Annotated in this window: 23 protein-coding genes; 16 read left to right on the top strand and 7 right to left on the bottom strand. The window is 64.2% G+C overall.

The features are described 5' to 3' along the window. Positions 1-48 precede the first annotated feature (48 nt). Positions 49-738 (top strand): FadR/GntR family transcriptional regulator, encoded by a 690-nt coding sequence (locus tag HV711_RS00475; RefSeq protein ID WP_013590855.1) that lies wholly within the window; start codon positions 49-51, stop codon positions 736-738. Between the two features lie 155 nt (positions 739-893). Here the strand turns inward: HV711_RS00475 and HV711_RS00480 are convergent, their stop codons facing one another. Then, entirely contained in the window at positions 894-1,487 is a 594-nt protein-coding gene (locus HV711_RS00480) for an acyl-homoserine-lactone synthase (RefSeq protein WP_035476581.1), read from the bottom strand. Between the two features lie 154 nt (positions 1,488-1,641). On the opposite strand from HV711_RS00480, the gene HV711_RS00485 reads away from it, so the two are divergent. Further along, positions 1,642-1,959 (top strand): helix-turn-helix domain-containing protein, encoded by a 318-nt coding sequence (locus HV711_RS00485; protein ID WP_028360588.1) that lies wholly within the window; start codon positions 1,642-1,644, stop codon positions 1,957-1,959. Here HV711_RS00485 and HV711_RS00490 read toward each other — a convergent pair. Next, positions 1,943-2,647 carry a helix-turn-helix transcriptional regulator gene (locus HV711_RS00490; RefSeq protein WP_028360589.1) on the bottom strand — a complete coding sequence of 235 codons (705 nt, stop codon included), beginning with the start codon at positions 2,645-2,647 and terminating at the stop codon, positions 1,943-1,945. The two genes, HV711_RS00485 and HV711_RS00490, sit on opposite strands and share 17 nt — an antisense overlap. Before the next feature lie 524 nt (positions 2,648-3,171). Here HV711_RS00490 and HV711_RS00495 point away from each other — a divergent pair. The 6 genes from HV711_RS00495 (at position 3,172) to HV711_RS00520 (ending at position 9,526) form a co-directional block, all read left to right on the top strand. Next, positions 3,172-4,125, top strand: coding sequence for a dihydrodipicolinate synthase family protein (locus HV711_RS00495; RefSeq protein ID WP_035476578.1), 954 nt, complete (start codon positions 3,172-3,174; stop codon positions 4,123-4,125). Positions 4,126-4,132: 7 nt separating this feature from the next. Next, positions 4,133-5,077: an SMP-30/gluconolactonase/LRE family protein gene (locus tag HV711_RS00500; RefSeq protein ID WP_028360591.1), complete on the top strand. Its 945-nt coding sequence runs from the start codon at positions 4,133-4,135 to the stop codon at positions 5,075-5,077. A 293-nt stretch (positions 5,078-5,370) separates the two neighbouring features. After that, positions 5,371-6,546: an extracellular solute-binding protein gene (locus tag HV711_RS00505; RefSeq protein WP_035476575.1), complete on the top strand. Its 1,176-nt coding sequence runs from the start codon at positions 5,371-5,373 to the stop codon at positions 6,544-6,546. A gap of 78 nt (positions 6,547-6,624) precedes the next feature. After that, positions 6,625-7,704, top strand: coding sequence for an ABC transporter ATP-binding protein (locus HV711_RS00510; protein WP_035476572.1), 1,080 nt, complete (start codon positions 6,625-6,627; stop codon positions 7,702-7,704). Continuing rightward, positions 7,701-8,597, top strand: coding sequence for an ABC transporter permease (locus HV711_RS00515; protein ID WP_035476569.1), 897 nt, complete (start codon positions 7,701-7,703; stop codon positions 8,595-8,597). The genes HV711_RS00510 and HV711_RS00515 overlap by 4 nt, the downstream gene beginning before the upstream one ends. Next, complete coding sequence (locus tag HV711_RS00520) at positions 8,597-9,526, top strand: ABC transporter permease (RefSeq protein ID WP_013590846.1); 930 nt, start codon at positions 8,597-8,599, stop codon at positions 9,524-9,526. The genes HV711_RS00515 and HV711_RS00520 overlap by 1 nt, the downstream gene beginning before the upstream one ends. A 45-nt stretch (positions 9,527-9,571) precedes the next feature. Here HV711_RS00520 and HV711_RS00525 read toward each other — a convergent pair whose 3' ends face one another. Continuing rightward, on the bottom strand, positions 9,572-10,177 hold the full coding sequence (locus tag HV711_RS00525) for a short chain dehydrogenase (protein ID WP_014972314.1): 606 nt from the start codon (positions 10,175-10,177) through the stop codon (positions 9,572-9,574). A 223-nt stretch (positions 10,178-10,400) separates the two neighbouring features. Continuing rightward, entirely contained in the window at positions 10,401-10,853 is a 453-nt protein-coding gene (locus HV711_RS00530) for a DUF3005 domain-containing protein (RefSeq protein ID WP_028360594.1), read from the bottom strand. Between the two features lie 270 nt (positions 10,854-11,123). Here HV711_RS00530 and HV711_RS00535 point away from each other — a divergent pair, with 270 nt between their 5' ends. The 3 genes from HV711_RS00535 to HV711_RS00545 all read left to right on the top strand — a co-directional run bounded on the left by HV711_RS00535 (position 11,124) and on the right by HV711_RS00545 (position 13,301). After that, positions 11,124-11,357, top strand: coding sequence for a hypothetical protein (locus HV711_RS00535; protein ID WP_013590843.1), 234 nt, complete (start codon positions 11,124-11,126; stop codon positions 11,355-11,357). A 106-nt stretch (positions 11,358-11,463) separates the two neighbouring features. Next, a complete protein-coding gene (epsC, locus tag HV711_RS00540) occupies positions 11,464-12,390 on the top strand; it encodes a serine O-acetyltransferase EpsC (RefSeq protein ID WP_013590842.1) in 927 nt (308 codons plus the stop codon). Then, positions 12,390-13,301 carry an AraC family transcriptional regulator gene (locus HV711_RS00545; protein WP_035476566.1) on the top strand — a complete coding sequence of 304 codons (912 nt, stop codon included), beginning with the start codon at positions 12,390-12,392 and terminating at the stop codon, positions 13,299-13,301. The genes epsC and HV711_RS00545 overlap by 1 nt, the downstream gene beginning before the upstream one ends. 43 nt (positions 13,302-13,344) lie before the next feature. On the opposite strand, the gene HV711_RS00550 is transcribed toward HV711_RS00545, so the two are convergent. Together HV711_RS00550 and HV711_RS00555 are read right to left on the bottom strand one after the other, a co-directional pair. Beyond that, positions 13,345-13,863 (bottom strand): metal-dependent hydrolase, encoded by a 519-nt coding sequence (locus HV711_RS00550; RefSeq protein WP_035476564.1) that lies wholly within the window; start codon positions 13,861-13,863, stop codon positions 13,345-13,347. Between the two features lie 58 nt (positions 13,864-13,921). After that, complete coding sequence (locus tag HV711_RS00555; RefSeq protein WP_244142613.1) at positions 13,922-14,356, bottom strand: sugar ABC transporter ATPase; 435 nt, start codon at positions 14,354-14,356, stop codon at positions 13,922-13,924. Between the two features lie 204 nt (positions 14,357-14,560). Here HV711_RS00555 and HV711_RS00560 point away from each other — a divergent pair, with 204 nt between their 5' ends. After that, positions 14,561-15,121 (top strand): hypothetical protein, encoded by a 561-nt coding sequence (locus HV711_RS00560; protein ID WP_013590834.1) that lies wholly within the window; start codon positions 14,561-14,563, stop codon positions 15,119-15,121. A gap of 168 nt (positions 15,122-15,289) precedes the next feature. Beyond that, positions 15,290-17,245 (top strand): PhoX family protein, encoded by a 1,956-nt coding sequence (locus HV711_RS00565; RefSeq protein ID WP_035476560.1) that lies wholly within the window; start codon positions 15,290-15,292, stop codon positions 17,243-17,245. Between the two features lie 35 nt (positions 17,246-17,280). On the opposite strand, the gene HV711_RS00570 is transcribed toward HV711_RS00565, so the two are convergent. After that, complete coding sequence (locus HV711_RS00570; RefSeq protein ID WP_028360599.1) at positions 17,281-17,739, bottom strand: hypothetical protein; 459 nt, start codon at positions 17,737-17,739, stop codon at positions 17,281-17,283. 268 nt (positions 17,740-18,007) lie between these two features. Between HV711_RS00570 and HV711_RS00575 the strand changes: the two genes are divergently transcribed. From HV711_RS00575 to HV711_RS00585, 3 genes are read left to right on the top strand one after another with little or no spacing between them, the layout of a single operon-like run. After that, complete coding sequence (locus tag HV711_RS00575) at positions 18,008-18,709, top strand: CDP-alcohol phosphatidyltransferase family protein (RefSeq protein WP_035476557.1); 702 nt, start codon at positions 18,008-18,010, stop codon at positions 18,707-18,709. 8 nt (positions 18,710-18,717) lie between these two features. Next, positions 18,718-19,560: a HalD/BesD family halogenase gene (locus HV711_RS00580; RefSeq protein WP_035476554.1), complete on the top strand. Its 843-nt coding sequence runs from the start codon at positions 18,718-18,720 to the stop codon at positions 19,558-19,560. Then, positions 19,557-20,591 carry a lysylphosphatidylglycerol synthase domain-containing protein gene (locus HV711_RS00585; RefSeq protein WP_028360602.1) on the top strand — a complete coding sequence of 345 codons (1,035 nt, stop codon included), beginning with the start codon at positions 19,557-19,559 and terminating at the stop codon, positions 20,589-20,591. Before HV711_RS00580 ends, HV711_RS00585 begins: the two co-directional genes overlap by 4 nt. The last annotated feature ends 24 nt before the right edge of the window (positions 20,592-20,615 follow it).

The following is a 20,615-nucleotide window of genomic DNA, read 5'->3' on the forward strand; positions in this document are numbered from 1 at the left end:
TGCCTTACAATCGGAAATCTACTCTGACAAGCAGCATCCGCCCGGCCGATGAACGAGCGCAAAACGACGGGCTTGCCCGACAAGATCTACGGCGACATCCTGAATCGCATTCTCGAAGGCGAGTACAAGGAGGGCCAGCGGTTGCCCACCGAACACGCGCTCGCCGAGCGATTCTCGACGTCTCGGCCCACGGTGCGCGAGGCGCTCGCGCGGCTGCGCGCGGACGGCATCATCGTGACGCGCCATGGCTCGGGCACGACGGTCGCGCGTCGTCCGGACCCGGATGTGCGGCGCTTTGCGCCGCTCGAGACGCTGTCCGACATCCGCCGCTGCTACGAATTTCGCATCGTCACCGAGACCGGCGCGGCGGAACACGCGGCGTTGAAGGCCGACGCCGCCGACATCGCCGCCATCGAAGAGGCGTGGCAACAGCTGGAGCGCATCATCGAGACGCGCGGTATCGGCGCCCATGACGACTTCCTGTTTCACCTCGCCGTGGCGCGCGCGTCGCGAAACCCCTTTTTCATCACGGTGATGTCGTTCATCGAGGAACAGATCGTCTTCAGCATGAATCTGTCGCGCAATCTTTCGCTCGTGAAAACGGTGGAGCGCCAACGCCTCGTGCAGGCCGAGCACCGGGCGGTGCTCGACGCGATTCGCCGCAGAGACCCGCAGGCGGCGGGGCAGGCGATGCGAGCGCACCTGGAAAATGCGCTCGAGCGGATGTTCGGTTCGTAAGCGGCTTCGCGCGACTCGCCGTGCGCGGGGGCGCACGGTTGCCGCGTGGTGCTGTCTGAGCCGCTTTCGTCGTTGCAGGCCGGCGCCAGACGACGGCACAGCAGCGGCGAGCCGCGCCGACCCGCACGCGGCACAGCAGCGCAGCGGCCGAGGAGCTAAGCCGCCGCGGCCATCGGCCCGAACAGTGCAGTGCGCGTCTTCGGACTGACTGCGATATCCAGCGCCACCGCGCGTTCCACGCCGATCTGCAGCGGTGAGCCGAGCCGGTCGATCTCAATGCCGGTCTTGCGCAACAGCCGCTCGATCGGCGTAGTGGTCACCGTCACATAGCGCGTGATGCCCATGCGGTCGGCGAACGTGACGAGCTCGTGGATCGCCTGCATCGTCAGGTCGGCAAAGCCGAACGACTTTTCCTCGCCGCTCGTGTCGATCGCAAAGCGGCTTAACTCCCAGATGTGCCGCCCAACCGGCGCCGCGGCGCCGTGCAGCAGTTGCGGGAAGGTGTCCTTGAGCATGTTCGGCCCCTCGGTGGACATGAGCCGCCAGCAGCCGCGCACGCGCCGGTCGTCGCCCTGAATCAGCATGTAATGCGGGCCGAGCGCATCGTAGCCGTCGATCTCCATACCCGCTATGGTCGGAATATCCCAGCCCAGCCGGCCGTGAAACACCCGCGCCCGCAGGCGGTACATCTCATTGATGTCCTCGTTGTCGAACTCCTGACGCATTCCAATCCGGATCGCTGTTTGCATGACGTTCTCCTGAACGTGTTGGGGAAAACCAATACGCAGGAAAACTTATGCATTCTGAATCGTTCCGCCACCTATCTACCTGGATAGGTGTGCATGCTTATCGGATAACGCAGAATTTGAGACAGGAACAGCACTCAACCGACGGGACACAAAAATGGAACTTCTCGACAATCACTGGCAACCGCAAACCGGCCTCCAAGCTCGTCCGGCCGAGCCTTCCACGGCGGTGGACCGCGTTCTGATCATTGCTTACCGCAAGAAGAAAAAAGAGAGCCAGCGCCGTTTCTGGGCCCGCTTCGGCGTCACGCAGTCGCGCGGCAGCCGCTTCGAGTCCGGTGCGGAAATCCCGGCGCCGGTTTCCATCCTGCTGGGTCTTTACTTCACCAAGACCGTTTCGGACGCCGACCTCGGCCGCGCGGAGCGCGTCATGCACAGCCGCGACGCTGCCTCGTTGTTCAACCCGGGTCAATAAGCCCGAGCTGTGTCGCAATCACGGCTGCCGCGCGCCGCGAATTCACGCCGAGTTTCGTCCTGATGTTTTTCATGTGGAAGTTCACCACGGCTTCCGAACAGTTCAGGATGTGGGAAATCTCCCACGTGGATTTGCCGCGCGCGGTCCATTGAAGGCATTCCCGTTCGCGCGGCGTCAGCTTGGGTAACAGCGTCTGCGCATGGGTATTCAAATGGCGCTGGCTGGTGTCGATCACCAGATCGCGCAATAACACCAGATTCGGCAATACCACGTCGATATGACGCCAGAAGGTGTCGGTCGGACTGGCGTCGTTCACGAAGCACATCATGCCCGCTTCCTGATTCGGGCCGTGAATCGGCAATGTCACGCCCGCGCGCAGGCCGTGGGCGCGGGCTTCCTCATACATGGACTGCTGCGGTGCAGTCGTGAAAATTTCCGGCGACCACACGAGCGGCGTGGAACGCGTCGCGCAATGCGCGACTGTCGGGTCGATATGCACGAGGCCCTGCTCGTCGTAGGTGCGGCGCCACTCGGGCGCATAGGTGCTGCGAACGTAGGCGTCTTCAAGGCGAATGGTCGGGCGCGGCAGCATCGCAACCAGAAGCCGGTCGAATCCCCACGTCTCGGCGAGGCCCGCGACTGCGCTGAACCATTCCGCCTCGTCGGCGGCGTCCAGTAGCGGCGCCATCTGCTCGATAAAATGTAGCGACAATTTCGACTCTCTCAGACTCGCAAATATTCAACACGGTTATTTGCGTAGGTTTTTATGTGCGACTGCTTTAATGCGCACAATCTATCACTAAAAAGTGGTCCGCAATGCGCAGGGCTGCATTTGTCGGCGGGCGTTAATCCCGGCGTCACATTCGAGCGGTACCGCGCGACGGCGTTTTAAGTCCCCTGCAGCAACGCTGTCGCGCTCATATTGCGCCTATCGGGTCGACGCGACGCCGCGGCTAATGCCAATTGAGCGGGCAAAATAACGTTATTCGCCAAATCGCCGCATTTACCGGCATTGCCGATTCTGCGTGAAGCACCTTTCTCCGCGATTTAAGCCCAAGCACTATTGTCATACAAAAAACGGCATGGGATGTCCGGACGTTTCGTCACGAACGCGAGACCTTCGCGTCATCCGATGCCTGGTTCGGTTGTTTGACAACTTGTCGGGGCGAATGCTACCGTGGGGCCGCCTGCCTTCAATCCGGTGTTTGCCCTATGAACGTATCCCCCTTCAATGACAGTGAGCTTGCCGCGTCCGTCATGGCCGTGCCGCCGCTCGCGCGCCGCACCGACCATACACTCGATCCCGACCGCAACGCCGCGCTGGTCCGCCACATCGAGGCGGGCGGCGTGCGCACGCTCCTGTACGGCGGTAACGCCAATCTGTATCACGTGGCCGTTAGCGAATATGGGGATTTGTTAGACATGTTGTCCGGCATCACGGGGCCCGGGACACGGGTGATTCCCGCGATCGGGCCGGACTACGGAAAAATGCTCGACCAGGCGCGCATCCTCGCGCAGACGCGCTACCGCACGGCCATGGTGCTGCCGCTCGCGGGCCTGACCACGTCGGAGGGCGTCGAAACAGGCCTCACGCGCATCGCCGACGCGGCCGGCATGCCGCTCACGCTGTACCTCAAAAGCGAGGACTACGTGGAGGTGGAGACGCTCGCGCGCCTCGTCGAACGTGGCACCTTGCTCGCCGTCAAATATGCGATCGTCCGCAACAATCCGTCGGACGATCCGTACCTCCGGCGGCTGCTGGAACATCTGCCGGCCGGCAAGATCGTGTCGGGCATGGGCGAGCGGCCTGCGCTCGTGCACATGCGCGAGTTCGGCCTCGCCGCATGGACGACGGGCTCGGGCTGCATCGCGCCGCGCATGGTGACGGGCTTGCTGCACGCGGTGAAATCGGGCGACAGCGACGCCGCGCAACGTTTATACGACGCCTTTCTGCCGCTCGAAACCTTGCGCGACGACATTTCGCTGATCCGCGTGCTGCACGACGCGCTCACGTTCTCGCAGCTCGCCGACATGGGGCCACTGCTGCCGCTGCTCAGTTCGACGCCGTCCGAACATCATGCGAAGATCGCTGAGGCGGCGCGCACGCTGCTCGCGCTCGAAAGAGACTACGCGCGCGGGCCGCAACCGCTTAACCCCTCCACCTAGAGACAGCATGACCGACACCAGCCGACGCTATCCCGATCCTTCCGTGCGCGTGTTCGACCCGCGCTTCAAGTCGCTGATTCTTGCGTCGGCGTCCGTCGAGTGTCTGTATCAGGGCGCGCGCTGGTCCGAGGGTCCGGTGTGGTTCGGCGACGGCCGCTATCTGCTGTGGAGCGACATTCCCAACGACCGCATCCTGCGCTGGGACGAAGCGAGCGGCGCGGTCAGCACGTTCCGCCAGTCGTCGAACAATGCGAATGGACATACGCGCGACCGGCAGGGCCGGCTCGTGAGCTGCGAGCATCTAACGCGGCGCGTGACCCGCACCGAATACGACGGCGCCATTACCGTGCTGGCGGATCGTTATCGCGGCAAGCGCTTCAATTCGCCGAACGACGTGGTCGTCAAAACGGACGGCTCGATCTGGTTCACGGATCCGACGTTCGGCATCGACAGCTTCTACGAGGGCGAGAAGCAGGAGTCGGAGCTGCCGGCGTGCGTGTACCGCATCGACGGCCAGTCGGGCGAAGTCAGCATGGTGGCCGACGACGTCCTCGGACCGAACGGCCTCGCCTTTTCGCCGGACGAGTCCGTGCTCTACGTCGTCGAATCGCGCGGCGAGCCGCGCAAGATCCGCGCGTTCGACGTCGTGGCCGACGGCAACGGGGCGGCGCTCTCGAACAACCGCGTGCTGATCGACGCAGGCCCTGGCACGCCGGACGGCTTTCGCGTCGACATCCACGGAAACCTGTGGTGCGGCTGGGGCATGGGCACCGACGAACTCGACGGCGTGCGCGTCTTCACGCCGCAAGGCGAGCCGCTCGGCCACATCGCGTTGCCCGAGCGCTGCGCGAACCTGTGCTTCGGCGGGCGTCATCGCAACCGGCTCTTCATGGCGGCAAGTCACGGCCTCTATTCGCTCTATGTGAACACGCAGGGCGTGCGTGGCGGCTGAGACCGAGGGGCGCTAGCAACGCGGCGCCGCGCGGACAAGCCCCGCACAGTTGCCTGACAAGCGCGCCGCGTGCCAATCGGCCACGCAGCCGATCGGGGTTTGCCCTCGTATACAACCGCGCCAAATCATTGAAGGCAAAGGCCTTCGGCCCAACATCACGGCAATCTACGGGAAAGCGCGGTCGCGCATATTTGCTTGACATCGGCTGTTCCGCTTCGCTATGTTGCAAGGGTTGAAAGAGACGCACGGGGTGGTGGACCGGCGGACTTCATACTAAAAGGCGAGGAGACGCAATGACTGTTTCGCACAGGTTGTCGCTCAGGCTGGTGTCGCTCTGTCTTGCGGCGAGCGCCGCGTTCGCATCGGCATCCGCCGCCTCCGCGGCGGATCCGGTCACCCTCAATATCGTCGACGTAGCCGGCGATCTTCAACTCACGCGCAACGGCTTCGAGGCCTTCAAGGCGAAGTATCCGAACCTCGTCGCCAATATCACCTATACCAACGCGCCCGCGCCGCAATTGCCCGGCAAGATCAAGGCGATGCAGGGGGCCGGCCGCTCGGACATCGACCTCGTGCTGACCGGCACCGACGCGCTCGCGGCCGGCATCGAACAGAACCTGTGGACGAAGCTGCTGCCCGACAATGCGGCGCAATTTCCGGGTGTGCTCGACAAATACGCGCCCGGCCCCCGCAAGATGCAGGATCTCGCGCAAGGCTTCGGCCTCGAGGTCGCGTATATGCCGGCGGGGCCGCTGCTCGAATACAACCCCGCGAAAGTCAGCGATCCGCCGAAGACGCCCGAGCAACTGCTGCAATGGTGCAAGGCCCATCCGGACAAGCTGATCTACGCGCGTCCCGCCAACTCGGGGCCGGGGCGCACGTTTCTGATGGGCTTGCCCTATGTGCTCGGCGACAAGAATCCGCAAGACCCGATCAACGGTTGGGACAAGACCTGGGCTTTCCTCAAGCAACTGAACGAATGCATTCCTTACTATCCGGGCGGCACGTCGGCGGTCATGAAGGAACTCGGCGAAGGGACGCGCGACATAACCGTAACCGTGACGGGCTGGGACATCAATCCGCGCGCGCTCGGCATCGTGCCAGCTGACTTCCGCGTGCAGGCGTTCGACAACATGACGTGGGTCAACGACGCCCACTACATGGTCATTCCGAAGGGCGTCCCGAAGGAAAAGCTCGAGGTGCTCTACAAGCTGATGAACTTCATGCTGGAGCCCGCGCAGCAGGCCATGACCTACGACGACGGCTACTTCTATCCGGGCCCGGCGATCAAGGGCTTAACGGAAGCACAGGCGCCCGCGCATAGCCAGGAAGTCCTGAAGAAGTACGGCCGGCCGGAGTACGCGAAGCTGCTGGCCGAGCGCCCGCATGCGTTGCCGCTCAACGCAGCCGCCATGGTCGCCGCGTTCAGGAAATGGGACACGGAAGTCGGTGCGCAGAAAACCAAATGACCAGACTGATAGGCCGCGACTGAACACACACGCCAGTGCGATTCGCGCGTGACGGTTCACGCGCATCAGGGAACCGCCATGAAGCATCACTTTGAGCAGTTGCGGCTCGACTCGGTGAGCCGCAGTTTCACAAATGCCGAAGGGCAGTCCGTTGCCGCGCTGCAGGGGCTGGATCTGAACATTCGCCGCGGCGAGTTCATCGCGTTGCTTGGACCTTCGGGCTGCGGCAAATCGACGGCGCTGAACTGCATTGCCGGTTTGCAGCCGCTAAGTGGCGGCGGCATCTGGCTCGACGATCAACGTATCGACGTGTTACCGCCGGAAAAGCGCGGCTTCGGCATGGTGTTCCAGAACTACGCGCTGTTTCCGCACATGAGCGTGCTCGACAACGTGGGCTTCGGTCTCAAGATGCGCGGCGTCGGCAAAAGCGAAATCATGCGACGCGCGCGCGAGGCGCTGCAACTCGTGCAGCTTGTCGGACACGAACGCAAGCTGCCGGGACAACTCTCCGGCGGTCAACAACAGCGCGTGGCGATTGCGCGTGCCATCGTGATCGAGCCGCCGCTCATCCTGATGGACGAGCCGCTGTCGAATCTCGACACAAAGCTGCGCATCGAAATGCGCGCGGAGATCCGGCGCATTCATAGCCAGCTCGAACGTGCGACGCTCTATGTCACGCACGACCAGGACGAAGCGCTTTCAATGGCCGACCGCATCGTCGTGATGAGAGAGGGCGTGGTGCAGCAGGTCGCCACGCCGAAAGAGGTCTACACGCGCCCGCGCAATCTGCATGTCGCGCGCTTCATGGGCTATCGCAATGTCGCCGAGTTCATGCTCGAAGGCACGCAAGGCGAGGGCGTGGTGGTGAGCGCAAACGGCGTGCGTCTGATCGGCACGCCGATGGCCGGGTTCGACAGCAAGCGCGTGAGCGTCGCGCTGCGTCCGGAAGACATGGAGCGTGCGGAGCCTCACGCCGAGAATGCGTTTGACGCGCTCGTCAGTGTGGTCGAATACGGCGGCAACAGTTCGCTGCTGCGCGTGAAGACGGCATTCGGCGACTTGTGGGCGCGCGTGGCCGGCGAATTCGAACAAGGCCAGCACATCAGCTTGCGTGTGCCGCCGTCGCGCACGCTTGTCTATGACGCAGAGCCGGCATGAATTCACCCACGTTTCCCGCGCCCGTTGCGCCGGCCGCCACCGCACGACAGCGCGACGGCAAGGCGTGGCTCGTCACGCCGGCGCTGCTTTTCATCGTCGCATTGTTCATCTACCCATTCGCGTACGGCCTCGCGCTCTCGTTCCGGCCGATGAACGGCGGCAGTGCCTGGGCCAACTATCTGACGTTCTTCACCGACACGTCGATGTGGCCGACCATCCTCGTCACGTTGAAACTCGCCGTGCCGGCCACGCTGATCAACGTGGGCGTATCCGTCCCGGTTGCATTCGCGTTGCGGCGGCATTCGCGTTATCAGAAGTTTGTCACCACCTTGCTCGTGATTCCGGTGACGCTCGGCACCGTGCTGATCGCCGACGGCATGCTGACCTACTTCGGGCCGAACGGCTGGTTTCCGCAGGCTCTGCAAGGCTTGCATCTGTACACGAGCGAAGTGCGGCTCACGCATAACTTCTGGGGCGTGCTGATCTCGCTGATCGTGTCGGGGTTTCCGTTCGCATTCCTTTTGACCTTGTCGTACGTGACAGGCATCGACCCCACGCTCGCGAGCGCCGCCGCGACGCTCGGCGCGAGCCCGTGGCAGCAGTTCTTGCGCATCTATCTGCCGCTCCTGGTTCCGGGCCTGACGATGGCGGCGTGTCTTTCGTTCGTGCAGGCGTTTTCGGTGTTTCCATCGGCGGTGCTGCTCGGTGCGCCGGCCGGACCGACGCGCGTCATGTCGATTGCGGCCGCGGAAGCGGCGTTCGAAAGCTATGACTATTCGCTCGCCTCTGCGATCGCGATGGTGATGGGTTTCGTGCAGCTGCTGGTGGTCGCTGCGATGCTCGGCGCGCGCCGCCTGTTCTATAGCGGTCCGGCGACAGGAGGCAAAGGCTGATGACGAGCGAGCATCGCGGCGCGCCGGCTTCGTGGTCCGCGTCGCCACCGAGCCACCAGGGCGACGACGCGCGCGAGCCCGGCAAGCGCGCGAAGCAGCGCGCGAGCATGCCCGGCCGCGTGTGGCGTGTCTTCGTGTGGGGTGCGATGGTGTTCTTCCTCGCCAACGTCGTGCTGCTGATCGCGACCGTGGCGGTCAATTCGATTGCGACGCGCTGGTTCGGCACCTTGCTGCCGCAGGGTTTCACGCTGCACTGGTATGCGCAGGCGTGGAGCGATTTCCAGCTGGCGAGCGTGTTGTGGGTGACGGTCGAAGTGGTCGGCGCGGTGGTGCTGCTCTCGGTGCTGCTCGGTGTGCCCGCAGCGTATGCACTCGCGCGCGTGCAGTTTCCCGGCAAGCGCCTTGCGATGCTGATTTTCCTGCTGCCCTTGATGGTGCCGCCCGTTACCTACGGCATTCCCATGGCGACCGTGATGTACAAGGTCGGGCTGGCCGGCACGCTGAGCGGCGTGATACTCGCGAATCTCGTGCCCGCGCTGCCCTTCGTCATTCTGGTGATGACGCCCTTCATCGAGCAGATCGATCCGAATCTGGAAGCGGCGGCGCGCATTTTCGGCGCCAACACGTTCCGCTACTTCCGCTACGTGCTGCTGCCGTTGCTCGTGCCCGGCATGCTCGCGGCCGCGCTCCTCGTGCTCGTGCGCACCATCGGCATGTTCGAGCTGACGTTTTTCACGGCCGGACCGGCGACGCAAACCCTCGTGGTCGCGCTGTACTACGCGGTGTTTTCAACCGGCGTGCGCGCGCCGCAGTCCATCGACGCGATGGCGATGATCTACATGGCGATCACGCTCATATGGGTGCTGATCGCGCTGCAGTTCGTAAGCCCGACGCAGATCGTCTCGCGCGTGAAGGAGCAGAAGCACTAGCGGCGCACGCGCATCGCAGTGCGCGAACGCCGCATCGTCCGAAGATTAGTCGCCGACGCGATAGACGCGGCCCGTTTGCGCGCCTTCGACGCTGCGCAAGTACGCCTGTGCGGCGCGCTGCGCTGTAACCGGTTCGAAGCCGCGAAAGTAAGGCGCGTAGCCTTCCATCGATTCGCTCAGCACCGTCGGACTCACGACGTTGATGCGGATGCCGCGCGGCAGTTCGATCGCCGCGCCGCGCACGAAACCCTCCAGTGCCAGATTCACAGTCGTCGCATTGGCGCCTTCGCGAATCGGCTCGTCGGCGAGAATGCCGCTCGTCAGCGTGAAGGAGCCGCCGTCGTTCACATAGTTCTGGCCGGCCAGCACGACGTTGATCTGCCCCATCAGCTTGTCGCGCAGGCCGACCCAGAACTGCTCGATGCTCATTTGCGGCAGCGGTCCGAAATGCACTTTGCCGATGGTGGTCACCACGCCGTCCACCTTGCCGAGTTCGCGAAAGAGCCGCTCGACGCTCGCCGGGTCGGTGCTGTCCACCTGATACTGGCCGCGCGTCGCGCCGACCTCGATGACTTCATGACGGGCCTTCAGCTCCGCGCTCACCGCCCGGCCGAGTGTGCCGGTTGCGCCGATGACGACGATCTTTTTCATCTACCGCTCCGTTGAGTTAGACGTGAAGATTGTGCGCCGCGTGGCGGAGCAGGATAAAGCTCCGCTCGCGAGCAGGTCTTGCAACCCTCGGTTTGTAATCCCGCGAGCGGCCGATAAAAATGCGCCTCGCTAGCGCATCGCTATTTAAACAGCGCGCGCCCGAGTTATCCGCCGACAAATGGGCTGCTGCGCCGTGATTCAAACGCGGGTGCGATTCAGATGATTATTTCACGCGATGTATTTCGATCACGCGTGTGGGGCGCAAATGATTAAGGGCGTAATGGACCCGGCCGCGTTCCCGGCGATTTTCGCCCGCAAGCGAATAGTCGAAGAGCGGGTCGGCTGAATGCAGCGCCTCTGGCTCGAACATGCCCTTGTCGATCACGGTATAGCCCGGCTCGAGCGCAAGCAGCAGATGATTGCCGCCCACGCGGCTGTCGAAGCCCGCCATGCCGTCGAGCGCTTCGGGGACGCTGTTGACGAGCGTTGCGTTGCTGGTGGTGATTTCATCGACGGCGATCGGGCTTTGGCCCGCAATGCGCGCCGCTTCATGGTTCTTGCCGTCGGTGTCGACCGTGCTGTCGTGCGTGCGGTCGTTGTAGAGCTCCGCACTGCACGGGCGGCTCATGCCCGCGAGTTTGCGCGCGTCCGTTGGCTTGTCGATATGGCTGTTCATATGCATTCTCCTTTCAAGAAGTCAGGGTGCCGGAGAGCAAGGTCCGTTCCCTTTCCAAGGCGATTGCGTTCGCGCGTCTTTCGATTTTTTTAATGAACGCGCATTTTCTACAGAGTATGATCATACTCCGGCAGGAGGAGGGCGGTTCGAGCGAAGTTAATCTGTACTGCGCCGGTGCTACTGTGCGGAAATCCGCCGCTTTTTCCGGTGCGGCGCGAGGAACGCGGGCTGACTTAAAACATTCTACGGGGCCGTCAGGGCGGGTGACCTATGCACTTCGATGCTGCATTCACACATCGCGGCTATTTGTTAAATTGCGCACCCGCACGCGCGGGTGACGGCAGTTGGCAGCCGTACGTGGTCATCTCGCGGTCGAGCGACGGCGAGCTCGTCGCCAACCGTTTTTTTCCGACCGACCTGCGCTTTCCCGACGAAGCCACGGCCATCGCCCATGCGCGCGATTGGGCGGTGCGCTGGATCGACGCGAGCAGCGTGACTATCTGAACGCGCGCAGCCACTTCGCGCTGCCCTGCGCGAGCGTCCGCAAAACGCGGTAATCTCTCGGGACCATCACTCGATACCGTGCCTCGGCGCACGGCGCTGTCTTTTTATGCCTAACGTGCCTTCCCACAACTGGGGCCTCGAACAGATCGTCGCGGACCTGCGCGCGTCGCGTGAAGAACTGCATCGCACGCGGCATCCGCTCGGCATTCGCGAGTTGCCGTCGCGCGAAGCGGTGGTCGGCATCGTCGCCGGCCTGCGCGCAGCGCTCTTTCCCACGCACTACGGCGCGCCCGATCTGACCGACGAAACCGTTGACTACTATGTCGGCCATACGCTCGAAAGCACGTTGCGCCTGCTCGCCGAACAGATTCGCCGCGCGCTGCGGTTTCTTCCCGAGCACGCGCAGACGCCCGAAGCCGAATTGCGCGAGCGTGCCTTCGAGGTGGCCCGCGAGTTCGGCACGCAGTTGCCGGGCATTCGCGCGCTGCTCGTGAGCGACATTCAGGCTGCTTTCACCGGTGACCCGGCCGCGCAGCACATCACCGAAATCCTGCTCTGCTATCCGGGCGTGTGGGCGATGACGCATCATCGGCTCGCGCATGCGCTGCATCGGCTCGGCGTGCCGCTGCTCGCGCGTTTCATCAACGAGATCGCGCACTCGGCTACCGGTATCGACATTCACCCGGGCGCCACCATCGGTCCGAGTTTTTTCATCGACCACGGCACGGGCGTCGTGATCGGCGAAACGGCGATCATCGGCGAGCATGTGCGCGTGTATCAGGCCGTCACGCTCGGTGCGAAGAGCTTTGCCGCGGATGTCGACGGCACGCTGATCAAGGGCAATGCGCGGCACCCTATCGTCGAAGACGACGTCGTGATCTACGCGGGCGCGACCATTCTCGGACGCGTGACCATCGGGCGCGGCTCGGTGATCGGCGGCAATGTGTGGCTCACGCATAGCGTGCCGCCCGGCAGCAGCGTGTCGCAAGGCAAGATTCGCGAAGGCGAGCGCGGCGACGAAGGGCGACGCTGATGCCTGCGCGCAACGGAACGCGTGGCCGCGTCCACATGCCCCGTTGCGCGATTGCGGGCGTCGAGGCGACGATAGCCGAAACCGCGCGTGCGTTTCCGCGTCATTCCCACGATCGCTTCGGCGTGGGGCTGATCGTCAGCGGCGGGCATAAATCGGCGAGCGGCCGCGGGCCGGTCGAAGCGCGCATGAACGACGTGATCACCGTCAATCCAGGGGAAGTGCACGACGGCAGCCCGCTCGACGAGCGCGGCCGCGCGTGGCACATGCTGTATTTCGAGCCGTCGATGCTGGCCGGCGCCACGGCGGAACTGGGCGGCGTGCAGACGCGCGAGGTCGAACTCACACGGCCGGTCGTGCATGACCCGCTGCTCAAGCTTCTCTTCGAACGATTATTCGCGGTAGCGGTGCAGCCGTCTGACGCGGGCGACGACCTCGCGCGCGAGCAGGCGTTGCTCGCGCTGATCGCGCACCTGCTGTCCGCGCATGCGAGTCGCGATGTGGGGCGCGCTTTAGGCCGCGATTTAGGCCGCGATGTGGGGCGCAATTTGGGCCGTGACGCAAGCCATCACGCGCACGCGTCGTCGTCGCTCTCGCGTGGGCCGATTGCGCGCGCCAAAGCGCGCATCGACGACGATCCGTCCGCGCCGCTGACCCTGGCCGATCTCGCCGACGAAGCAGGCATCAGCCGCTTCCAGTTACTACGAAGTTTCGCGCATGAAACCGGTCTGCCGCCGCACGCCTATCGCATGCAGCGGCGTGTGGTGCTGGCGCGGCAGCTGATAGCACGCGGCGTATCGCTCGCCGATGCGGCTGCCGCGGCGGGTTTCGCTGATCAGAGTCACATGACGCGCGCCTTCGTGCGTCTGTTGGGCGTGACCCCTGCGAACTACGCGGCGGCGACGCGTCGATAAACATTGCTGCGGTGTGTCGCGACGCCCGGCCTTGGCATGCGATTCAAAACCGCCAATGCTTCAGCGCGGCGAGCCCATGCAGGCCGGGCAGCCCAACATGCCGGCCGATAAACCACGCCGCCCCAAAGGACGCGGCGACCACGATCAGATCGCAGTGCCCGCTGTTCCATAGGTTCAACGAATGCCGTGCCGCGATCCACGGCACGCCGAGCGGGTTCGGCCAGTCGGCGAGCAGATGCATCAGCCCGCCGCAGGCAAAGCCGAATGCGGGCGCCGCATAGAGGGAATGCCCGAGTTCGTGATACGAAACCGCGAGCAATGCCATCCAGCCGATGCCCCAATGCGTCAACGTGCGATGCGTAATCCACAAGCGGCGCGTGCGCGACCACCATGCGACTTCGAGCCAGTCGGGCGCCGTGCTGCCGGCGACGCCCGCGACGAAGCTCATTAGTACCCCGATATAAAAGAGACTGTCGTGGCTGTTGCCGGTGTGTACCACGAGGGCCGCGGCAATGATGCCGGCCGCGAAACCGGTCGCGTGGTGCGCGTTGCTGGATGCCATGGGAGAAAGCGGTGCAGGGTAGAGAGGAAAGGAATGCAGCGCACTCCCGACCCAACCATTACGTCGCGCAGCGCGCAATCGTAAAGCGCATCTCCGGTTCCGGCGGATCGTCGGGTGCATTGGCAGGACGCATCACCTTGATGACAGCGCCGGCGTTCGACGGCGTCAGCGTGACGAAGTACGAATTGTTCGAGTCGGAGCCGACCGCGATTTCCGTCGCGCTGCCCACGCGCGCGAGGCGCACGCGCGACAGGCGGCTTTGCAGGCAACTCGCGATATAGCCGGGCGCATGCTGCGAGGACACGTAAATCATGGGCTGCGACGGGTCGTGCGCGGAAGGTCCGTTGGACGAACCGCAAGCAGCTAGCGTCGCAATCAGAGCGGCAGCGGGAGTAAGCAGGAAGATTCGTTTCATGGCGATGTCGTCGGCGTCCCGGTAGGGGCGGGAACTGGAGGCCCGATGCAAATGCGGACGCCCGAGTATACCGAGCACAGGTTCGCTGCGTCACTTCCGTTACAAGCTGAAACGTCGCTGCATGACGGGCCGCCTCCGTCATGACTTTCGCGCTCGCGTTTCAAACGTGAGATGCCCGCAGAGACTTGTCCGTTCGTCAGAGTGCGATGTTCCGCGCACGCGAGGCGGGTAAAATCGCAGGCTCGACTATGTCCATGCCTTGTGAAAGTGAGTGAATCCGCAATGACCGACCCCATCCTTCGTTCGTCCGACCCTGCTGCTGATTCCGCGACGGAAGCCGCGTCCGCCGTGAACGCCGCGCATCCCGAAGACGCATTCGAAGCGGTGCACGAAGACCGCCTCTGGCGCGACGACGGCTGGACCGCGCGCGTCATCAAGAACGAAGACGACGAAGGCTGGGCTGTCGAAATGATCAAGGACGGCGAAGCGGAGCCGGCGCTCGTCGGCCCATGGACGATGGGCCGCAACAAGAAGGACCCGAAGCCGCTCGACACCGCGGCGTTCAACACGCTCGTGAAAACGGCCTCCGAGGTATTGCGCCGCCACGAGCAGCAGCTACGCGCGCAGCTTCACAAGGCAGTGCGCGTGCCCAGCGCGGACGGCAGCGACGAACTCGACATCACGCTCGACATCGTGCCCGACGAGGACGAACCCTATGCGCTCCTGACCGCGCTCGACGCTTTCGGCGAGCAACTGGCGCAAGTCCAGGTCGCGCCGGGCTTCAAGCTCAGCAAGGCGAGCGCGTCGGCGTGGGTGGAGAACGAATTCCGGCGTCCGGCCTGACAGCCGGTGATCGAAGCGGGAATATTACCGAAAGCTGTCAATATACTTTCACATTCACTTCATAGAATCCTCGCGTCATAGCGGCGCGAGCGTGAATCATGCGGTCTGAATCCGGGTCGTGCCGGCTGTGAGCCCAACCACGCCACCCACCACCAGGATTACGACAACATGGCAGAGCCGTTCGACCCCTCCCGCCGCAAGGCCCTGAAACTGTTTGCCGGTGTACCCATGCTGCCGTTAGGCGGGCTCGCCACGGCGTCCATGTTGAACGCGTGCGGAGGCGGCAGCAACGACCTCGCGACGCCGGTCAAGCCGGCGGCCAACTTCGTGTCGGCGGCTTTCAGTTCGATGGCCGCGCCGACGCTGGCCGACCCCGCCGCCATGGCAAAGACCACGGTGGCCTCCACGCTGACCGTGCAGTTGAGCGACGGCAGCCGCCGCACTTTCAAGCTGTCCTACCAGCCGTTTTTCATGACCGGCGACATGGTGCCGAATATTCAGGGCGGGACGATTCTCGCGGGCGGCTATGTGGACATCAAGAATCAGCCGATCGTCGACCGGTCCGTGGCGGGCAAGGAGCGCCAGTTCTATTCCGACTGCCCGGACGGCAGCTCGCTGATTCGCCTCGACAATCCCACGGTCAAGGGCATCAAGGGCAAGGCCGTGTTCGCGGTCGTGCAATTCGAATACACGACGCGCGACCAGAGCCTCGTGTCGATGTACGGCCAACTGCCTTCCCCGATCGCCGTGCTGACGCTCGACCAGGACCCCGCGACCGGCAAGCTCACGCTCGTCGGCTATCACAACGTGGATACGTCGAAGGTGCATGGCTTGTGGATCACCTGCGGCGCGAGCCTGTCGCCGTGGAACACGCATCTGTCGAGCGAGGAATACGAGCCCGACGCCACCACCATCGCCGGCAATAGTCAGTTCAAGGGCTTCAGCCGCAATCTGTACGGCAGCGAGACCGCGGCGAATCCGTATCACTACGGCCATCTGCCGGAAGTGACCGTCAATCCCGACGGCACCGGCAGCATCAAAAAGCACTATTGCCTCGGGCGCATCTCGCACGAACTCGTCCAGGTCATGCCGGACAGGCGCACCGTGCTGATGGGCGACGACGCCACCAACGGCGGCCTCTTCATGTTCGTGGCGGACCGCGAAGCCGACTTGTCGGCGGGCACGCTGTATGTCGCAAAGTGGACGCAGGTGTCGTCGGGCGGCGCGGGCGCAGCCACGCTGTCGTGGATCAACCTCGGGCACGCAACGAGCGACGAAATCGAGTCGCTCGCAAACACGCTCACCGCCGCGGACATCATGGACGTCAAGACTGCCGATCCCGCCGACACGTCGTACACGAAAATCAATTTCAACGGCACGTTCAACTGGATTCGCGTGAAGCCGGGCATGACGAAAGCCGCGGCGTTTCTCGAGACGCATCGCTATGCGGCGCTCGCCGGTGGCAGCATGGGCTTCACGAAGCTCGAAGGCACGACCGTCAATATCAGGGACAAGGTGCTGTATTCGGCCATGTCGCGTATCGAGAAGTCGATGGTGCGCGGCAATGCCGCGTCGACGGACGTGGTGGTCGATAAAACGATCAGCGCCGGCGCGGTCTATGCACTGAATATGAAGGGCGGCCAGCTCGACCGCAGCAGCGGGGCGATCAACAGCGAGTGGGTGCCCGTCGATATGGCGGCGCCCGCGGCGCTCGTCGGCGAAGACCTCTCTGCCGCCGACGCGCTCGGCAACACCGCGAACCCGGATCGCATCGCGAACCCGGACAATCTGAAGTTCTCGGAAAAGCTGCGCACGCTCTTTATCGGCGAGGACAGCGGCATGCACGTGAACAACTTCCTGTGGGCCTACAACGTCGACACGAAGACGCTCTCGCGCGTGCTGTCATGCCCGGCGGGCGCGGAGTCGACGGGCCTGCACGCCGTCGACGAAATCAACGGCTGGACCTACGTGATGAGCAACTTCCAGCACGTCGGCGATTGGGAAAGTCCGTTGCACGACAAGGTCAAGTCGACGCTCGATCCGCTCGTGCGGGCCAACTACAAGGACCGCTTCGGCGCGACGGTCGGCTATCTGACGGCCGATCCGACGTCGATCATGCTGTAACACACGAGAGGCGGCGCGCGCCCCGACGCGCCGCCTCAGCTGCGCTTGCAGAAAATCGCCGTGATGAGCGGCGCCACGCGGTGCACGATTGCGGTGCCGCCCGCCGCCGTCACCGCGTCCCGCACCTTCGATTCGCTCCCGAACACCACCACGCCATACGCCGAGCGCGCGACCGGCTCGCCGTCTCCCACGCGAAACATCGGGTCGTCCTTCTCGTAGCCGACCACTGCAAACACGTGGAACCCGAATGCGGTCAGGTCCGCGCCTTGCGCGGGAGAGAAGGCATTGATCGAATTGCTTTCGACCCGCGTGGGCTTCGGATCGATCAGTTGCTGCCCGGCCAGATCGGCGATGAACTGATGGCCGGTTTCGTTGCACGTGAGCGGCGTGTCGAGCGCAGCCGCGTGGGCGGCAGGCGGCAGCGCCCCGGCCGCGATGGCGAGGGCGGCGCAACGCAAAGCATGCCCTGCGGCGGACGGAAAAAGACGTTTCATAACGAGGACGGCGGCATGGTTCGATGAAGCGCAATGTAGTGTGTTCACAACGCTCAGCGCCGCAAAAACGCGGGCCGGCGAGCCCGCGAACAGGTTGCACATCGAAGTGATCCGGCGGGACAAACGCAACAGGATTCGCACTTTATCGCGATTCGGAAAATCCTGCTTCGTGTGCGGGCCCCCGGCGACGCCTCGCCGACCCGACGGACTGCGAAGAAACTAACAGGAAGAAAGCAATCTTTTGCGATCCCGTATATATTTCCGGGTTATGAATTCAAGACCGCCTACTCCAATTAACGTAGCGCCGCCCAGAACGTGGGACGCGCGCCTTGCCCGCCGGCTCGTGACACCGCTCGTGAACACGCGGGTCTCGCCTAATCACCTGACCACGCTGCGCCTTCTGATCGGCGTCGCGGGCGCGCTCTGCCTCGCGCGCGGGGGCTTTGCGTGGGCCAATGCCGGCGCCGTTCTGATCGTGTTGTCCAATTTCGTCGACCATACGGACGGGGAGCTCGCGCGCATCGGCGGGAAGTCGAGCCGGATCGGTCATTTTTACGACCTCGCATCAGACGCCCTCGTCACGGTGATGTTGTTCGTCGGCATGGGGGTCGGCGCGGGCGCGTCGACGCTCGGCGGGTTCACGGTGGATGCGGGCTGGCTCGGCGCCGTTGCCGGCGTCGCGGTCGCGCTGATTTTCTTCCTGCGCATGCGCATCGAGGAAATGGCGGGCAAGGCCGGCACGAAGCAGGCCGCGGTGGGCGGCTTCGAAACCGAAGACGTGTTGTATTTGCTGCCCATCGTCACGTTGACGAGCGTGGTCATGCCGTTCGTCGTGGTCGCGTCCATCGGCGCGCCGCTTTTTGCGGTGTGGGTCGTGGTCGACTACTGGCGCGTCGCGCGCCGTAGCGCGAAGCCGTCCGCGGCCGGCGCGGCGGCTTGCGAAACGGCTCAGGCGTGGGCGAGCAAATGAGTCCTAACGTGAGTCCTTCCGCCGAAGACGACGTGACGGCAACGGCTCTTCAGGAACACGCAGTCGCTGCGGTTCATGCACCCACGGCGCCCCCGGTGGCGCCTGACGCCGACCGGGCGGTGGCGAGCCGCACCCGCGCATTCGACAATGCGCGCCTGCGCAAGGACTTCGCCGACCAGGGCGCGTTCCTCTATATGGAGGACTTTCTTGCGCCGGAAGTCACCGCGCAGCTCGTGCACAGCGCGCGTGCGCTCGTCGACGAAGTGAACCGCAATTACCTGCCGGGCCACAAGCAGGGCGGCAGCGTGAGCCGTCATACGATCGACCGTCTGGCGCCGTTCATCGCCGAACTGTATCGCTCGAAGGCGCTGATCGGCTGGCTCGAGCAACTGAGCGGCGACAAGCTGCAAGTGTCGCCGGCCGACGACCCGCATGCCTACGCGCTCTATTACTACACGCGGCCGGGCGACCACATCGGCTGGCACTACGATACGTCGTACTACGACGGCCGCCGCTACACGTTGCTGCTCGGTGTGATCGACGAGTCGTCGTGCCGGCTCGACTACGAACTGCATACGCGCGATCCGGATGTGCCGGATCAACCGGGCTCGGTGCAGATTCCGCCGGGCGGCCTCGTGTTTTTCGACGGCGACAAGCTGCGCCATCGCATCACGCCGGCCGGGCCGAACGAAATGCGCGTGTCGCTCACGTTCGAATACGTCACGGATCCGAACATGCGTCCGTGGCGCCGCTTCGTTTCCAACATGAAAGACGCGATTGCGTACTTCGGGTTTCGCCAGGTGTTTCGCCAGATGACTCGGGCGAAGGCGCGCGGCAAGGACGGCGCATGAGTCGCGCGGCCCTGATTCTGCTGTCGATCGGGACGGCGCTGTTTGTTGGCCTGCTCGCGTGGCAGGGCTTCGGTTCCGTTGTGTCGACGCTGCTGGCAGCCGGCTGGGGACTTGCGCTCGTGGCGGCGTTCCACGTCGTGCCGCTCGCGCTCGACGCCGGCGCGATCTCCGTGCTGTTGCCGCGCCGCCGCTCCGACGGCGCGTCTCATCCTCATCATCCCCCGTTGCCGCTGCGCGACGCGCTGTTCGCGCGCTGGATCGGCGAATCCGTGAACAGCCTGCTGCCCGCGGGCCAGATCGGCGGGCCGGTCGTGATGGTGCGGCAACTGTCGCAACGCGGCATGCGCATGCGCGACGCGGCCGCGGCCATCACCGTGAGCACGACGGCGCAGGCGCTTGCGCAGATCATCTTTGCATTGTTCGGGCTGCTGATGTTCGGCGCCTACGCCGCACACGGCGCGCTGCACGATCTGCAAACGGCCACGCTGATTGCAACGGCCGTGCTCGGCGGCATGATCGCCGGCTTCTATTATGCGCAGCGGCGCGGGCTCTTCGGCCGCCTGCTCGGCGTGCTTTCGAAAGTATTCGGCAAGCGCGACTGGTCCGGCCTCATGACCCGCGCCGAAGCCGTCGACGCCGCCGTCCAGGCCATGTACCGCGAGCGCGGCCGCGTGGCGGCGAGCTTCGCGCTCAGCCTCGCGGGCTGGATCGTCGGCACGGTGGAGGTGTGGCTCGCGCTGCGTTTTCTCGGCCATCCCGTGGATTGGGTCGACGCGCTGTTGCTCGAAAGCCTCGGTCAGGCGATTCGTGGCGCGGCTTTCATGATTCCCGGCTCGCTCGGCGTGCAGGAAGGCGGCTATCTGCTGCTCGCGCCCCTCGCAGGTTTGCCGCCCGAGGCGGCGCTCGCGCTCTCGCTCGCCAAGCGCGCGCGCGAAATCCTGCTAGGCTTGCCGGGCCTCCTGGTGTTGCATTTCAGCGAAAGAAGCTGGCAGCGGCGGCGTGCCCTTGGGCGCGTTCCCGCCGTCGATTAAACTCCCGTATCTTTTCAAAAGGAC

This window comes from Paraburkholderia phenoliruptrix, from assembly GCF_902859825.1.
Taxonomy (GTDB): Bacteria; Pseudomonadota; Gammaproteobacteria; order Burkholderiales; family Burkholderiaceae; genus Paraburkholderia; species Paraburkholderia phenoliruptrix.

Bases quoted from the DNA above. Each gene is read 5' to 3' on its own strand.
- HV711_RS00530 (WP_028360594.1), bottom strand. From the start codon at position 10,853: ATGAACAGCCATATCGACAAGCCAACGGACGCGCGCAAACTCGCGGGC.
- HV711_RS00505 (WP_035476575.1), top strand. From the start codon at position 5,371: ATGACTGTTTCGCACAGGTTGTCGCTCAGGCTGGTGTCGCTCTGTCTT.
- HV711_RS00490 (WP_028360589.1), bottom strand. From the start codon at position 2,647: ATGGCGCCGCTACTGGACGCCGCCGACGAGGCGGAATGGTTCAGCGCA.
- HV711_RS00535 (WP_013590843.1), top strand. From the start codon at position 11,124: ATGCACTTCGATGCTGCATTCACACATCGCGGCTATTTGTTAAATTGC.
- HV711_RS00560 (WP_013590834.1), top strand. From the start codon at position 14,561: ATGACCGACCCCATCCTTCGTTCGTCCGACCCTGCTGCTGATTCCGCG.
- HV711_RS00510 (WP_035476572.1), top strand. From the start codon at position 6,625: ATGAAGCATCACTTTGAGCAGTTGCGGCTCGACTCGGTGAGCCGCAGT.
- HV711_RS00550 (WP_035476564.1), bottom strand. From the start codon at position 13,863: ATGGCATCCAGCAACGCGCACCACGCGACCGGTTTCGCGGCCGGCATC.
- HV711_RS00495 (WP_035476578.1), top strand. From the start codon at position 3,172: ATGAACGTATCCCCCTTCAATGACAGTGAGCTTGCCGCGTCCGTCATG.
- HV711_RS00480 (WP_035476581.1), bottom strand. From the start codon at position 1,487: ATGCAAACAGCGATCCGGATTGGAATGCGTCAGGAGTTCGACAACGAG.
- HV711_RS00565 (WP_035476560.1), top strand. From the start codon at position 15,290: ATGGCAGAGCCGTTCGACCCCTCCCGCCGCAAGGCCCTGAAACTGTTT.
- HV711_RS00485 (WP_028360588.1), top strand. From the start codon at position 1,642: ATGGAACTTCTCGACAATCACTGGCAACCGCAAACCGGCCTCCAAGCT.
- HV711_RS00500 (WP_028360591.1), top strand. From the start codon at position 4,133: ATGACCGACACCAGCCGACGCTATCCCGATCCTTCCGTGCGCGTGTTC.
- HV711_RS00475 (WP_013590855.1), top strand. From the start codon at position 49: ATGAACGAGCGCAAAACGACGGGCTTGCCCGACAAGATCTACGGCGAC.
- HV711_RS00570 (WP_028360599.1), bottom strand. From the start codon at position 17,739: ATGAAACGTCTTTTTCCGTCCGCCGCAGGGCATGCTTTGCGTTGCGCC.
- HV711_RS00515 (WP_035476569.1), top strand. From the start codon at position 7,701: ATGAATTCACCCACGTTTCCCGCGCCCGTTGCGCCGGCCGCCACCGCA.
- HV711_RS00575 (WP_035476557.1), top strand. From the start codon at position 18,008: ATGAATTCAAGACCGCCTACTCCAATTAACGTAGCGCCGCCCAGAACG.
- HV711_RS00520 (WP_013590846.1), top strand. From the start codon at position 8,597: ATGACGAGCGAGCATCGCGGCGCGCCGGCTTCGTGGTCCGCGTCGCCA.
- HV711_RS00545 (WP_035476566.1), top strand. From the start codon at position 12,390: ATGCCTGCGCGCAACGGAACGCGTGGCCGCGTCCACATGCCCCGTTGC.
- HV711_RS00525 (WP_014972314.1), bottom strand. From the start codon at position 10,177: ATGAAAAAGATCGTCGTCATCGGCGCAACCGGCACACTCGGCCGGGCG.
- epsC (WP_013590842.1), top strand. From the start codon at position 11,464: ATGCCTAACGTGCCTTCCCACAACTGGGGCCTCGAACAGATCGTCGCG.
- HV711_RS00585 (WP_028360602.1), top strand. From the start codon at position 19,557: ATGAGTCGCGCGGCCCTGATTCTGCTGTCGATCGGGACGGCGCTGTTT.